This is a genomic window from Paraburkholderia sp. BL10I2N1 (genome assembly GCF_004361815.1).
Classification (GTDB): domain Bacteria; phylum Pseudomonadota; class Gammaproteobacteria; order Burkholderiales; family Burkholderiaceae; genus Paraburkholderia.
Genome location: NZ_SNWA01000001.1, coordinates 2,689,509 through 2,704,649, shown reverse-complemented (window position 1 = coordinate 2,704,649; position 15,141 = coordinate 2,689,509). Strand labels below are relative to the sequence as shown.

The window sequence follows — 15,141 nt, the reverse complement described above, 5'->3', positions numbered from 1 at the left end:
GCCGGGTGCCACGCGTCGAGCGGACGAAACGCTGCGCTTCCATTCCCTGATGGCAAGTACCAGCAGGGACTGTTCGAAAGGTAGCAGTTCCGCTGCAGGGACGAATCGGAGTCTCTAGCAACGGCCATCGAGCAACGAAGATGGCGAAATTCCGTGGTCCTCATTGGGCGCTATGGGCACGTACCGTTGTTACCTGATGGCGACCGCGTCCAATTCACCGGGTTGCCAACCCCCACCGAGCGCCTTGAAGGCGGCGACTGCTGCGCGTGCTGATTCCGTTTTCGCCTGCGCACGCTCATCGGAGGCGCGTAGCAGGCTTTCATCGGCCTGCAGGACTTCGATGAGGCTGACGACACCGTTTTGATAGGCTGCAAACGAGGCCGCTCGCGCGCGGCCGAGCGAGTCCACGCCCTGGGCGAGCACAGCAGCCTGTTCCTCGCGCTTGACCAGTGCCGAAAAAGCGTTCTCTACGTCCTCAGTTGCATGTAGCGCAGCAAGCCGATACGCAGCCAGCATCTCGGCCTCCTGGCCCTTCGCCTGGTTGATCTGCGCATTGATTCGGCCGAAGTCGAACAGACGCCAGCGCAGACCCAGCACGCCTGCCGCCTGGCTGGCACCGCTCGAGAACAGATTGCCACTGGCGACTGATGTCGCGCTACCGATCAGTCCATTCAGGGAGAGCTTCGGGTAATACTCGGCGATGGCGACACCGATATGCGCGTTCGATGCGGCGAGGCGTCGCTCGGCCACGATCAGGTCAGGCCGGCGCCGGAGCAGTTCACCCGGTGATCCGGTCGCTCCGATCTGCGGGGCGGCCGGGATGTCGCCCGCTTCGACCAGTTCTGCCCGATGCGCGCCGGGCTGCGCGCCCAGCATCACGTCCAGCGCGTTCATGGCCGCATCCAGGCCCGTCTCCAGGACCGGGACCGATGCCCGGACCTGGGCAAGCGCGCCCTCGGCCTGCCTCACCTGAAGTTCGGCCGCCAATCCCTTGCCATACAGAAGGTTGATCGTTGAGAGCAGATCCTGCTGCGTCTGCACCTGCCGCCGGGCAACGATCAGACGGGCTTGCAAGCCACGAATGCTGATGTAGATGTCGGCGGTCTGTGCCGCCACAGCCAGGCGCGTGGCAGCTGCGCCCGCTTCCGAAGCCTGGTACTCGGCAAGCGCCGCTTCCCGTCCACGACGCAGCCCTCCAAACACGTCCAGTTCCCAACTCGCACTCAGATTGGCTTCGTAATCGTTGCCGTAGCGGTCGAAGCCGGGCGTCGAGTTCAAGACCCGCCCCAGGGGCGTTTCAACGGATTGATAAACTCTGGCTGCCTGGCCGCTGACATTGCCGGAAGGCAGCAACGCGGCATTCGCCGCCCCAAGTCCTGCATGTGCCTCGGCGACACGAGCGGATGCCTGCGCGAGGTCAAGGTTCTGCTCCAGCGCAAGCGCGACGAATCGTGTCAGTTGCAGATCGCCGAAACCCGCCCACCAGGTGGTGAGGTCGGCAGTGGCCGCCGCAGGCCGCTGATCGACCGCGGTCTGGCCCTGGAACCGCTCCGGCATGGGTACATCGGGCCGAACGTAATCGGGACCGACCGCGCAGCCCGCCGAGAAGCTGGCGACGATGAGCATGGCAAGAGTGCGTTTGGGCAGCATAAGCTTCTTCCGGCGAGGAGAACGAATGGATGTGACTATAATACATTTTAGTCACATGTTGTCGATTCACAAGAGCGGCGGTAAGCTAGGAACCATGAAAAATGCAGCCACCTATCCCATCTCGGGCCGCGGCCCGGCCGACCACGACGTGCGCGATCAGATCGTTGCGGCGGCCACCGAGCACTTCAGCCGGTATGGCTACGAGAAGACAACCGTCTCCGATCTTGCCAAGGCCATCGGCTTTTCCAAGGCGTATATCTACAAGTTCTTCGAGTCCAAGCAGGCTATTGGCGAGATGATCTGCGCGAACTGCCTGCGCGAGATCGAAAGCGAGGTCAAAGCGGCCGTTGACGAGGCTGACCGGCCACCCGAGAAGCTGCGACGGATGTTCAAGGCGATCGTTGAGGCCAGCCTTCGCCTGTTCTCCCAGGACCGCAAGCTTTACGAGATTGCCGCGTCGGCCGCCACCGAGCACTGGCAAGCGACGCTCGCCTATGAGGAGCGCATCCAGAAGCTGCTTCAGGACATCCTGCAGGAGGGCCGCCAGAGCGGGGACTTCGAGCGCAAGACGCCCTTGGACGAGACCGCGATGGCGATCTACCTGGTCCTGCGCCCCTACCTCAACCCGCTGATCCTGCAGCACAGCTTCGATTACACCGAGGAGGCGCCGGCGAAACTGTCTAGCCTGGTGCTACGCAGCCTCTCGCCTTGAAGCGAAGCGTTTGTGACTGTTGACTATATTGGTCACTAGAACCATAATGAAAGCCGTCATCCTTTCGTCGATGGGTCTTTCATGCTTTCGCGTCGCCTCGCCACCTCTACCGTCGTCTTCGCCTTGCCGTTTGCGCTGGCCGCTTGCGGCGCAAAAGCACCATCCGATCCGCGCACGGAGGCGCCGATGGTGCGTGTCGCCATCGTCAAGAGCGCGACTCCAGCGTCGCGTTCGTTCACGGGAACCGTAGCCGCCCGGGTGCAGAGCGACCTGGGGTTTCGGGTCGCCGGCAAGGTGCTGGAGCGGCTCGTGGATGCCGGTCAAACCGTCAAGCGCGGCCAGCCGCTCATGCGCATCGACCCCGTCGATCTGAAGCTCGCTGCGCAGGCGCAGCAGGAAGCGGTTGCGGCCGCGCGCGCGCGGGCGCAGCAGACGGCGGAGGATGAAGCCCGCTACCGCGATCTGCGCGGCACCGGTGCGATATCGGCTTCGGCCTACGACCAGATCAAGGCGGCGGCGGATGCTGCCAAAGCCCAGCTCAGCGCAGCCGAGGCCCAGGCCGACGTAGCCCGTAATGCGAGCCACTATGCAGAGCTCGTGGCCGACGGCGACGGTGTCGTCATGGAAACGCTGGTCGAGCCCGGCCAGGTCGTCAACGCCGGGCAGATCGTCGTGCGCCTCGCCCACGCCGGGCGCCGCGAGGCCGTTATCCAGTTGCCGGAAACCCTGCGCCCTGCGGTCGGTTCCGCCGGACAGGCCACGCTCTTCGGCAAGGACGGCGTTAGCGTCCCGGCCACGCTCCGGCAGCTATCGGATGCGGCGGATCGCCTGACCCGCACGTTTGAGGCGCGGTATGTGCTGGAGGGAGAACTCGCCAATGCACCGTTGGGCACCACGGTTACGATCCAGATTCCGGACGGGCATTCCTCCGCACAAGGCGGCTTACAGGTGCCGATCGGCTCCCTGTTCGACGCGGGCAAGGGACCGGGGGTGTGGATCATCAACGGGCAGCCTGCAAAGGTTTTCTGGCGGCCGGTTGCGATCCAGCATCTGGATGACGATGGAGCACGCATCGCCGGCCAGCTCCAGCAAGGTGACCGGGTCGTCGCGCTCGGCGCGCATCTGCTGCGCGAAGGCGAGCAGGTCCGTGTGGCGGGCCAGACTGCCGCGACTGCGACCGAAGGAGCCCGTCCGTGAGCGAAGGTCGTTTCAACCTGTCGGCGCTCGCCGTGCGCGAGCGCTCCGTCACCCTCTTCCTGATCTGCCTGATCTCGCTGGCCGGGCTTATTGCGTTCTTCAAGTTGGGCCGCGCGGAAGACCCTGCTTTCACGGTCAAGGTGATGACCATCATCACCGCCTGGCCGGGGGCCACTGCGCAGGAAATGCAGGACCAGGTCGCCGAGAAGATCGAAAAGCGCATGCAGGAGCTGCGCTGGTATGACCGTACCGAGACCTACACAAGACCAGGCCTCGCCTTCACGACCCTGACGTTGCTCGACAGCACACCGCCTTCGGAAGTGCAGGAGCAGTTCTACCAGGCCCGCAAGAAGGTCGGCGACGAGGCGGTCAACCTTCCGCCCGGCGTCATCGGGCCATTAGTCAACGACGAATACGCGGACGTCACCTTTGCGCTGTTCGCGCTCAAGGCCAAAGGCGAACCACAGCGCCTGCTGGTACGCGACGCGGAGACGCTGCGCCAGCGGCTGCTGCACGTGCCCGGCGTGAAGAAGGTGAACATCATTGGCGAGCAGGCGGAGAGAATCTATGTCGAGTTCTCGCATGACCGCCTGGCAACGCTGGGCGTCAGCCCACAGGAAGTGTTCGCCGCGCTCAACAGCCAGAATGTCCTGACTTCGGCCGGCTCCGTGGAGACCAGGGGCCCTGAAGTGCTCATTCGCGTGGACGGCGCCTTCGACGAATTGCAGAAGATCCGCGATACGCCCGTTGTGGCGCAGGGTCGCACGCTGAAGCTGTCGGACATTGCCACCGTCAAGCGTGGCTATGAAGATCCGGCGACGTTCATGATCCGCAACGGCGGCGAACCTGCGCTGCTGCTCGGCATCGTCATGCGCGACGGCTGGAACGGGCTCGATCTCGGCAAGGCGCTAGACAGCGAGGTCGGTTCGATCAACGCGGAACTGCCGCTGGGCATGAGCCTGAGCAAGGTTACCGACCAGGCGGTCAACATCAGTTCGGCGGTCGATGAGTTCATGGTCAAGTTCTTCGCCGCGCTGCTGGTGGTCATGCTGGTCAGCTTCGTGAGCATGGGCTGGCGCGTGGGCCTCGTGGTCGCCGCGGCCGTGCCGCTGACACTGGCGGCGGTCTTCGTTGTGATGGCCGCGACCGGCAAGAACTTCGACCGCATCACCCTGGGGTCGCTGATCCTGGCGCTCGGCCTGCTGGTGGACGACGCCATCATCGCCATCGAAATGATGGTGGTGAAGATGGAAGAGGGCTACAGCCGCGTCGCTGCCTCCGCCTATGCCTGGAGCCATACCGCTGCGCCCATGCTGTCGGGCACGCTGGTCACGGCCGTCGGCTTCATGCCCAATGGCTTCGCCCGATCCACCGCGGGCGAATACACCAGCAACATGTTCTGGATCGTTGGCATTGCGCTGATCGCGTCGTGGGTCGTCGCAGTGGTCTTCACGCCGTACCTGGGTGTCAAGTTGCTGCCCGACTTCAAAAGAGTCGCAGGTGGCCACGGCGCGATCTACGATACACCGCGCTACAACCGTTTCCGTCAGGTGCTGGGGCGCGTCATCGGGCGCAAATGGCTGGTTGCCGGTTCGGTGGTGGCCCTCTTTGTCGTTGCCATACTCGGTATGTCGGTGGTCAAGAAACAGTTCTTCCCGATCTCCGACCGCCCTGAAGTGCTGGTCGAGGTGCAGATGCCCTATGGCACGTCGATCGCCCAAACCAGCGCCACCACGGCGAAGGTGGAAGCCTGGCTGGCCAGACAGAAGGAAGCCCGGATCGTCACCGCCTACGTCGGCCAGGGCGCGCCCCGCTTCTATCTGGCGATGGGACCGGAACTGCCTGATCCGTCGTTTGCGAAGATCGTGGTCCGCACGGACAGCCAGGATGAGCGTGAGGCGTTGAAGCAGCGACTGCGCCAGGCGATCGCCGGCGGTCTCGCCTCCGAGGCGCGCGTGCGTGTCACGCAACTCGTATTCGGCCCGTATTCGCCGTTCCCGGTCGCCTACCGGGTCACTGGTCCAGACCCGGACAAGCTACGAAGTATTGCGGCTGACGTGCAACACGTGATGGACGCCAGTCCGATGATGCGCACGGTCAACACCGACTGGGGCACGCGCACGCCGACACTGCACTTCACCTTGCAGCAGGACCGATTACAAGCGGTAGGACTGACGTCCAGCGCCGTGGCGCAGCAACTGCAATTCCTGCTAAGCGGCGTGCCTGTCACCACCGTGCGTGAGGACATCCGAACAGTGCAGGTCGTCGCACGCTCGGCCGGCGACATCCGGCTCGACCCGGCCAGGATCAGCGACTTCACGCTGGCTGGCGCCAATGGCCAGCGCATCCCGCTGTCACAGGTGGGCACGGTTGACGTGCGCATGGAGGAACCGATCATGCGCCGTCGCGATCGCATGCCGACGATCACCGTGCGGGGCGACATCGCCGATGATCTGCAGCCGCCGGATGTGTCAGCGGCGATCACCAGGCAGCTTCAGCCGATCATCGCCAAGCTGCCCAGCGGCTACCGCATCGAGCAGGCCGGCTCCATCGAAGAATCAGGCAAGGCGACGGTAGCCATGTTGCCGCTCTTCCCGATCATGCTGGCGATCACCCTGCTGATCATCATCTTCCAGGTGCGCTCCATCTCCGCGATGGTCATGGTGTTCCTGACCAGTCCATTGGGGCTGATCGGCGTGGTGCCAACCCTGATTCTTTTCCGGCAGCCATTCGGCATCAACGCGCTGGTCGGCCTGATTGCGCTGTCGGGAATCCTGATGCGCAACACGCTGATTCTGATCGGGCAGATCCACCAGAACGAACAGGCGGGCCTGGATCCGTTCAAGGCGGTCGTCGAAGCAACCGTGCAGCGTGCGCGGCCGGTGATCCTGACCGCGCTGGCGGCGATCCTGGCGTTCATTCCGCTGACCCATTCGGTGTTCTGGGGCACCCTCGCCTACACGCTGATTGGTGGCACCTTTGCGGGGACGATTCTGACCCTGGTGTTCCTGCCGGCCATGTATTCCATCTGGTTCAGGATCAGGCCAGGCAGTACGGCCGATCCGAAAGGCCGGCACAAACAGGCACTGCATGTGGGACAGATGCTGCAGGACTCGGCCGCCGCCCCGAGATAAGAAAACCTCACCTGTACAAAAGGAACCGTTATGTCGAAGTCCGCAGTTGTCGTTGTTACCGGCGTGTCATCGGGCATCGGACGTGCCGCCGCAGAGAAGTTCGCCGAGCGGGGGTGCCGCGTATTCGGCACCGTGCGTAGCACTACAAAGGCGCAGTCAATACCGGGCGTTGTGCTGGTTGAAATGGATGTCCGCGACGACGCTTCAGTTCAGCGTGGAATCCAGACCATCATCGGTGAGGCCAAGCGCATTGATGTTCTTGTCAATAATGCGGGCGGATCCCTGCTCGGTTCGGTCGAAGAAACGTCAATTACCGAAGCGCAGTCGCTGTTCAATACCAACGTATTCGGTGTACTGCGCACGACACAGGCGGTACTGCCGCACATGCGCGCGCAGCGCTCGGGAAGAATCGTCAACATCAGCTCAGTGTTGGGTTTCCTTCCGGCCCCGTACATGGGGCTCTATTCAGCATCCAAGCATGCCGTGGAAGGGATGTCCGAAACCCTGGATCATGAGGTGCGCCAATTTGGAATCCGCGTGGTACTTGTCGAACCTTCCTATACCAAGACCAGTCTCGATATCAATGCGCCGCAAGCAGCTTCCAAAATTCCAGCCTATGATGCTGAGCGCGATGTCGTATCCCGCGCGATCGTAAAAAATGTCAATGATGCTCCCGCGCCAGACAGTGTGGCAGCCACGATTGTCGATGCCGCTTTTGGTACATGGAGAATGCGGCGAACCCCCAAAGGTCAGGCCTCTCTTCTGAGCAAATTGCGGCGATTCATGCCCGCTGGCCCAGTGGATGCAGGCGTCCGGAAAGGTCTAAGCATGAGCTGAAAATCATTCACCCGCCCAGGCAGGTCCATTGCGAGCGGTCGGCACGATCATCCACGTTGGCCGACGGTTCGCTACGGCAACCATGCGACCACACCCTGCTTTGTCTTCGAGGTGCCGACGGCGTGTTGGCCCGCAAACACCCTCACCTGGCTGCAGTCGCGTAGGCGAACCGGCCTGCGCGCATCATCCGGGCGCGTTGAGGAATTGGATTTAGCCCGGCCGACAGCACTGCTCGGTACGCCCCAATCGGGAGACCGAGCGGCTTGCATTGAATGGGTTGCTGCCAGCGCACGGCGGCCGCGGTGACGGAAGAAAAACGGCTCTTTTAAAAGCGCAGTGGGTAATGCGGCTCACGAGGCATGCGGATTGAGTGCTGAGAAGTCGAGTTTGCCCGCGATGAGAAACAGCACGGTGCGCATGGTCTTGAAGCTGGCGTATCCCCGTGCCTTGCGCTTGGCGGCCTGAAACAGGCCGTTGATCGCCTCAATGAATCCATTGGTCTGGCGTGTCTGCGCCCACGCGATGATGCCGTCGAAATGACGACGGATCATGCGCGCGACGTCCTTCATGGGCTCGACCTTGGAACGCATGACGTTGCCGCACCACCGGCGCAGCATTTTGGAGACGACGTGGATCTGTTTGCGATCGAGAATCTCGCGCAGTTGCTCGCGGTACATCCACGCTCGGGCCGTGCGGTTGGTGGCGTACTGGCTGATCAGCGCCTCGAGATCGGTCAGTTGCGCGAGATCGAGTTTCTCGGCATCCTTGAGCAGCGACCAGCGCATGCCCTTCAGCGAGGGATCGGTTTTCTGCTGCGCGCGGCGCACACCATCAAGCGCTTTGGACGCATGCGCCACGACATGAAACTTGTCGAAGGTCACACGCGCGTCGGGCAGGTGTTCGTCCACGCCCTTGATGAAGGCAGCCGACATGTCGATGCTGACCGATTCGATCTGTGCAGGCGTGGCATTATGTTCCTCCAGGTGCCGGGCAAAGCGTTCGACAACGCCGGCATCCTTGCCTGGCGTGACGAAGACCACGCGCCTTGCGTCCATGTCGGCGACCAGCGAGATATAGTCCTGCCCACGTCGGGCCGACGTTTCGTCAATGGCCACCGCGGTAACTTCGGACAGGTCGGTCGCGGCCACGGCCAGGTCCACGTAACGGTCACAGATGGCCTTCACCCGATGCCACGACAGGTTCACCACGCGGGCCACCGCGGCAAATGTCATCTCCCGGCACAGCGTCAGCACGAGCGCTTCAAACAGCAGCGTGAAGCCGTCCAGCTTGCCTATCCAGTCGGGTTCGACCAGGCGCACCGAGCCGTCCGGCAGACGCACCCGCGGCACCCGAACCTCCAGATAGCACTCGTGCTGAAAGAAGTTGAGGTGGCGCAGCCGCTTGATCTGGGTGTCGTGAGCCGGATGCTCGCCCGCGACGCCGGGATAGGGAAAGCGCGTACCCGCGACAAAGTCCACGGCAATGGTCAGTTCACGCCGCGCGGCATCGAAATCGACGCCTTGCACGTACCACGGGGCCTTGATTCCCAAGGCGGCTTCAAACAGTTGGGTCTGGTTCATCGGTTCACGTTGTCTTGCAGGGCTGGTTGCCGCATTCTGCCGCAACCAGCCCTGTCCCAGCTTACTTCTTCAACGCGCGTCAAGTATTCGCTTCGCCGGGCTGACGCCCGTACTTGACCCGCCAAACCAGCCACTCGGAATTTGAAATAGGCAGAAAAACTCAAGGCAGGCTGAAGGCCGTCAACCGACGATATGCTCCTCGACCACACTGCCCTTCGCGCGCCGGTCAGCGAGCCAATGCGACAGACGGTCAAACCACAGGTGCACGACCGGGGTCGTAAACAACGTCAGCATTTGCGAAACGATCAGTCCGCCGACAATCGCTATGCCGAGCGGCACGCGCAATTCGGCACCCGCGCCGTGCCCGAGCGCGAGCGGCAGCGCGCCGAACAGCGCGGCGAGCGTCGTCATCATGATTGGACGGAAGCGCAGCACACAGGCCTGCCGGATCGCTTCACGCGGCGACAGGCCTTGATCGCGCTCGGCCACCAGCGCGAAGTCGATCATCATGATCGCGTTCTTCTTGACGATGCCAATCAGCAGGATGATGCCGATCATCCCCATGATCGACAGATCCTGACCGCACAGCATCAACGCAAGCAAGGCGCCCACGCCCGCCGAGGGCAGCGTCGAAATGATGGTGAGCGGATGAATGGCGCTCTCGTACAGGATGCCGAGAATCAGATAGACCACCACCAGCGCCGCAGCGATCAGATACGGCTCACTCGCGAGCGACGCCTGGAACGCTTGCGCCGTGCCCTGAAACGAGCCCGTCAAACTATCGGGCTTGCCTGCTGCGACTTCGGCCTGGTGAATCGCCGCCACCGCGTTGCCAAGCGACTGACCCGCCGCCAGATTGAACGAGATCGTCACGGCCGGGAACAAACCCTGGTGATTCACCGAGATCGGCGACACATTGTTTTCGATCCGGGCGAGCGTGTTGAGCGGCACCAGTTCGTTCGTCAGCGGCGAACGCACGTAGAGATGCGCGAGTGCGTCCGTCGTCAATTGAAAGCCAGGATCGACTTCTTCGATGACGTGATACTGATTCAACTGCGTGAACAGCGTCGCAATCTGCCGCTGGCCGAATGCATCGTAGAGCGTGTCGTCGATGGCTTGCGCCGTGATGCCGAAACGCGAAGCCGTGCTGCGGTCGATCACGAGTGTCGCACTGGTAGCGGCTGCCTGCTGGTCGGACGTGACGTCGGCGAGTTGCGGCAGCTTCGACAGGCGATCGGTCAGCACGCCCGCCCAGTGATTCAGCTCGCTGATGTCGGGGTCCTGCAACGTGTACTGATACTGCGCAGCGCTGATGCGGCCACCCACCTGAATATCCTGCCGGACCTGCATCGACAGCGAAATGCCCATGACCTTCGCCACTTGCGGCTTCAAACGGTTGAGCACCTGCGCGGCGCTGTCCTTGCGCTGACCGAACGGCTTCAGGTTGATCATGACGCGCCCCTGGCTCACGGTCGGATTCGCACCCATCCAGTAGTAGACGTTGTCGACGGCAGGATCGGCTTCGATCAGATGACCAAGCTGCTGCATCTTCTGCGACATCGAGTGCGGCGAGATATCCGGCGCGGCCTGTGCGACGCCCATGATCAAACCGGAGTCTTCCTGCGGAAAAAATCCCTTCGGGATCACGACGAACAACGCGCCGGTCGCGACAATCGTCGCCACCGTGACAGCCAGCATCAGCTTCGGGCGGTTCAGTACCCAATCGAGGCCGCGCTCGTAGCGCCGCTCCACGGCGGTGAAGACCGCTTCAAGCCCTGCTTCGAGCCTGCGCACCCGGCCGCCGCCATCCGGCTCGGGCAAACGGATCAGCCAGCCGCACAGCATCGGCGTGACGGTCAACGATACCAGCGCCGACATCACGATCGCCGCGCTCACCGTCACCGCGAATTCGCGGAACAGCCGGCCGACGATGCCGCCCATCAACAGGATCGGAATGAACACCGCGATCAGTGAGATCGTCATCGAGATGATGGTGAAGCGCACTTCCATCGCGCCGAGCAGCGCGGCCTTCATTCTTGGCACGCCTTCTTCGATATGCCGCATCACGTTCTCGATCACCACGATCGCATCGTCCACCACGAAGCCCACCGCAATGGTCAGCCCCATCAGCGACAGATTGTCGAGGCTATAGCCCAGCAGATACATCACGCCGAAGGTGGCGACCAGCGAAAGCGGAATCGTCAGGCTTGGAATGATGGTCGCCCATACGTTGCGAAGGAACGAGAAAATCACCATGACGACGAGCGCGACCGTCAGCATCAGCGTGAACTGCACGTCGTGCACTGACGCATTGATGGTCTGCGTGCGATCGCCCACCACATGCAGATGCGCCGCCGCGGGCAGCGTCGCTTCGAGCGCGGGCAACTTCGCCTTGATGTTGGCGATCGTCTGCACGACGTTGTAGCCCGGCTGCTTGTGAACGTCGAGAATGATCGCGCGTTCGTGCTGAAGCCATGCGGCTTGCTGATTGTCTTCGGCGGCGTTTAGCACCGTGCCGAGGTCGGAGACGCGAATCGGCGCGCCGTTCTTGTACGCGACCACGAGATCGCGATACTGCGACGCGGTGGTGATCTGGTCGGTCGCGTTAAAGATCACCGAGCGGTCCGGGCCGTTCAGGCTGCCCTTCGGTGCATTGACCGTCTGCACACCGACGATCGAGCGCACATCTTCGAGCGTCAGGCCGCGTGCGGTGAGCTTGTCCGGATCGAGCTGGATGCGCACCGCGGGACGCTGCTCGCCATGGAAATCAACCAGACCGACGCCGGGCATCTGCGAGATCTGTTGCGCGAGATAGTCTTCGGCGTAGCTGTCGAGTTGCGTGAGCGTGAGCGAGGGCGAAGTCAGCGCCAGTGACAGCAAGGTGAAGTCGGCGGGGTTGACCTTCTCATAGGTCGGCGGGTTCGGCAGGTTCTTCGGCAATGTGCCGCCGGCCGCGTTGATCGCCGTCTGCACGTCCTGCGCTGCGCCGTTGATATCGCGCGACAGATCGAACTGCACGGCGATGCTGGTGGTGCCGAGCGAGCTGGAAGACGTCATCTGCGTCACGCCCGCAATCAGCGAGAGTTGCCGCTCCAGTGGCGTCGCCACCGAAGTCGCCATGGTCTCCGCGCTCGCGCCGGGCAACTTCGCCACGATCTGGATGGTCGGAAAATCGACCTGCGGCAGCGGCGCGACGGGCAGCAGAAAATACGCCACCGCGCCGGCCAGCAACACCGCGATCGCCATAAAACTGGTCGCGATGCGCCGCTTGATGAACAATTCCATCAGGCTCATGACGGATTGTCCTGATTCGCCAGGCTGTCTGCCGGATTGGCATTGGCCGGCGCCTCGGCGACCGCCGCTACCGTGGTCGCCGCCACATGCACGCCCGGGTTCAACCGGCTTTGTCCGTCGAACACAACCAGATCGGTGGGCGCGACGCCGCTGCGAATCTCCGTCATACCGTCGACGGTGACGCCAGTTTGCACCGGGCGCATTTGCGCCGTACCGTTCGCGGCGATCACGTACAGCTGCGTGCCGTTCTGCGTGTTCACCACCGCGCGGCTCGGCACTGCGAGCCGCTGTGTATCGGTGCGCATCAGCACGCGCGCATTCACCAGTTCGCCGGGCCACAGCTTGCGGTCCGTGTTGGTGAACGAAGCCTTGAGTTTGATCTGGCCGGTGGTGGCATCAACCGTGCTGTCGATGAACACGAGCGTGCCGTCGGCGAGCGCGGTATCGCCGGAACGCGCGGTGACATTCACCGCGAGCGGCGCTTTCGCCTGATTGGCGAGCAGTTCGGGCAGCACGTCCTGCGGCACCGAGAACAGCACGGTGATCGGCTCCATCTGCGTGACGGTGACGATGCCCGTCGTGTCGGTCGGATGCACGATTGCGCCGATATCGGCCTCGCGCGCGCCGACGCGTCCGGTGAACGGCGCGGCCAGCGTGGTGAAGCTCAGTTGCAGCCGGTCGCTCTGCACCAGCGCGGCGTCCGCTGCAACGGTCGCGGCGAGCGCCTCGACTTGCGCCTTCGCGGTATCCACGGCCTGCGTCGTCGCCGCGCCGATGCCGACCAGTTTCGAGTAACGTGCGAGATCGAGCCGCGCGTTATCGAGCGATGCCTGATCTTTGCGCTGAGCCGCTTCCGCTTGATGCAACTGGGCGGTGAGCGGTCCCTGATCGAGCTGTGCGAGCAGCTGGCCGGCTTTGACGTCCTGTCCTTCGGTAAAGGCTACGCGCTGCAACTGGCCGTCCACGCGCACCTTGACGTCCACGGTATTGAGCGCCTGAACCGTGCCCACAGCGGCGACGCGGATCGGAAAATCGCGGTTCACCGGATGGCCGGCATTGACCGGCACGGCGGCCGCCGCCTTGACGGCCGGATGCTTCGGCCAGAACCACACGACCAGAATCGCGACAAGGATCACGCACGCGATGACGAGAGGCGCGCGGCGGCGCGTGCGGGGCGCCTCGTGGTTCGGAGAGTCTGCAGGTTTCATGAGCGGGAAGGCGTAGAAAAGGAAGCGGTGCTGCTGTCGGTCACGCCGAAGCCGCCGCCGAACGCGCGAAACAGGCTCACCGACGCCTGCAGGCGCGCGAGCCGCACCTGCACCAGCGTGTCTTCGGCCTGAAACAGCGTGCGTTGCGCGTCGAGCACGGTCAGAAAGTCGACGGTACCGAGCTTGTACTGGGCTTGCGCGAGCGTGGCGGCCTTGCGGGCGGCGTCGGCGGCGCGCTGGTCAGCCGCTTCCGCGAGTTCCTGCTGTTGCGCCGCCGACAGCGAATCTTCGACGTCCTGCAGCGCGGTTACCACCGCCTGCCGGTAATCCGCAACGCCCTTCGCTTCGGCCGCCTGGCTCGCGTGCAACTGACCACGCAGCGCACCGCCGTCGAAGATGGGCGCTGCCAGCGACGTGGCCAGACTGGCGAACGGGCTCGACAGGAACTGCGACAGCGACCTGCTGCTCAGGCCGCCGTCCGCGGTCAGCACGATGTTCGGCAGAAAGGCCGCGCGCGCCGCGCCGACACTCTGATTCGCCGACTGCAACTGCGCCTCCTTCGAACGGATGTCGGGGCGCGTTTCCAGCAGGCTCGCGGGCAGATTCGGGCGCGGTTGGGGAATCGGGATGTCGGCGAGCGCGGCGTCGCTGACCGTGAATTGTTCAGGCGCGGTGCCCGCCAGCACCGCCAGCGCATGAATGCTGGTGTCGAGCTGCTCTTGCAGCGCCGGCACAGCCGCCTGGAAGGTGGCGAGCGCGTTGCGCTGCTGCTGCACCTGCAATTCGCTCGCGACGCCCGCCTGCTGCTGCGCGAGCAGCAGTTGCAGAATGTGCGCGGCATCGTCAGAAATGGAACGCGCAATCGCGAGCCGGCGGCGCAGGCTCTGCACCTGAAAATACGTGTCGGTGACCGATGCGGTCAGCGTCAGCGCCACCGTATCGCGATCGAACCCGGACGCGCGCGCGAGCAGGTCCGCCGCGCTGGCGTTGGCGGCGTTGAAGCCCCAGAAGTCGACCTCGTAACTGGCTTCAGCGAACAGGCTCTGGCTCTTGGTGGTCGAACCGCGCCCCTGGTGGCTGCGATCGAATGTGGCGCCGAGCGAAAGCGATGGATACTGCGGCGCGCCGGCTTTCTCGGCGTTGCCGCGCGCCTGTTCGACGCTCGCAATCGCTGACGCCAGCGTGAGGTTGTTGCGCAGGCTGCGCTCGACCAGCGCGTCGAGCGCGGGGTCGTGATACTCGCGCCACCAGCCGCTTCTGACGGGCACGGTATCGGCGAGCGATCCGCCAGCCGCGCCGTCGAAGGATTGCGCCAGCGGCACGCCCGGCCGTTGCCAGGCAGGCACAAGCGAACACCCGGCCAGCAATACGACGCCCAGCACACACAAGGCGGCGCGCAGGCACGATAGGGGTGCAGGAGGACTGACGGCGCGCGGAAGCGGCGCCGATCGGGACAGTCCTGACATGGGAGAACGCTCCGGCAACTGGAAATGTCGCCAGATTAGCCAGCGGGTCCTGTCGGCGCTTTC

Annotated in this window: 9 protein-coding genes; 4 read left to right on the top strand and 5 right to left on the bottom strand. The window is 63.6% G+C overall.

Annotated elements, in window-relative coordinates; translation table 11 throughout:
- Positions 1-189: 189 nt before the first annotated feature.
- Positions 190-1,650 (bottom strand): TolC family protein, encoded by a 1,461-nt coding sequence (locus tag B0G77_RS12690; RefSeq protein ID WP_133662441.1) that lies wholly within the window; start codon positions 1,648-1,650, stop codon positions 190-192.
- 94 nt (positions 1,651-1,744) lie between these two features.
- Here B0G77_RS12690 and B0G77_RS12685 point away from each other — a divergent pair, with 94 nt between their 5' ends.
- From B0G77_RS12685 to B0G77_RS12670, 4 genes are all read left to right on the top strand, one after another.
- Complete coding sequence (locus B0G77_RS12685; RefSeq protein WP_133662440.1) at positions 1,745-2,362, top strand: TetR/AcrR family transcriptional regulator; 618 nt, start codon at positions 1,745-1,747, stop codon at positions 2,360-2,362.
- An 81-nt stretch (positions 2,363-2,443) separates the two neighbouring features.
- Positions 2,444-3,559: an efflux RND transporter periplasmic adaptor subunit gene (locus B0G77_RS12680; RefSeq protein WP_133662439.1), complete on the top strand. Its 1,116-nt coding sequence runs from the start codon at positions 2,444-2,446 to the stop codon at positions 3,557-3,559.
- A complete protein-coding gene (locus tag B0G77_RS12675; protein WP_133662438.1) occupies positions 3,556-6,693 on the top strand; it encodes an efflux RND transporter permease subunit in 3,138 nt (1,045 codons plus the stop codon). The genes B0G77_RS12680 and B0G77_RS12675 overlap by 4 nt, the downstream gene beginning before the upstream one ends.
- Before the next feature lie 30 nt (positions 6,694-6,723).
- Complete coding sequence (locus B0G77_RS12670) at positions 6,724-7,530, top strand: oxidoreductase (RefSeq protein ID WP_133662437.1); 807 nt, start codon at positions 6,724-6,726, stop codon at positions 7,528-7,530.
- A 350-nt stretch (positions 7,531-7,880) separates the two neighbouring features.
- On the opposite strand, the gene B0G77_RS12665 is transcribed toward B0G77_RS12670, so the two are convergent.
- The 4 genes from B0G77_RS12665 to B0G77_RS12650 all read right to left on the bottom strand — a co-directional run bounded on the left by B0G77_RS12665 (position 7,881) and on the right by B0G77_RS12650 (position 15,078).
- On the bottom strand, positions 7,881-9,110 hold the full coding sequence (locus tag B0G77_RS12665; protein ID WP_133662124.1) for an ISL3 family transposase: 1,230 nt from the start codon (positions 9,108-9,110) through the stop codon (positions 7,881-7,883).
- Between the two features lie 180 nt (positions 9,111-9,290).
- Complete coding sequence (locus B0G77_RS12660; protein WP_133662436.1) at positions 9,291-12,404, bottom strand: efflux RND transporter permease subunit; 3,114 nt, start codon at positions 12,402-12,404, stop codon at positions 9,291-9,293.
- Complete coding sequence (locus tag B0G77_RS12655) at positions 12,401-13,612, bottom strand: efflux RND transporter periplasmic adaptor subunit (RefSeq protein WP_133662435.1); 1,212 nt, start codon at positions 13,610-13,612, stop codon at positions 12,401-12,403. The genes B0G77_RS12660 and B0G77_RS12655 overlap by 4 nt, the downstream gene beginning before the upstream one ends.
- The gene (locus B0G77_RS12650) at positions 13,609-15,078 is read right to left on the bottom strand and encodes an efflux transporter outer membrane subunit (RefSeq protein ID WP_133662434.1); all 1,470 of its coding nucleotides are present in this window, start codon (positions 15,076-15,078) and stop codon (positions 13,609-13,611) included. Before B0G77_RS12650 ends, B0G77_RS12655 begins: the two co-directional genes overlap by 4 nt.
- Between the last annotated feature and the right edge of the window lie 63 nt (positions 15,079-15,141).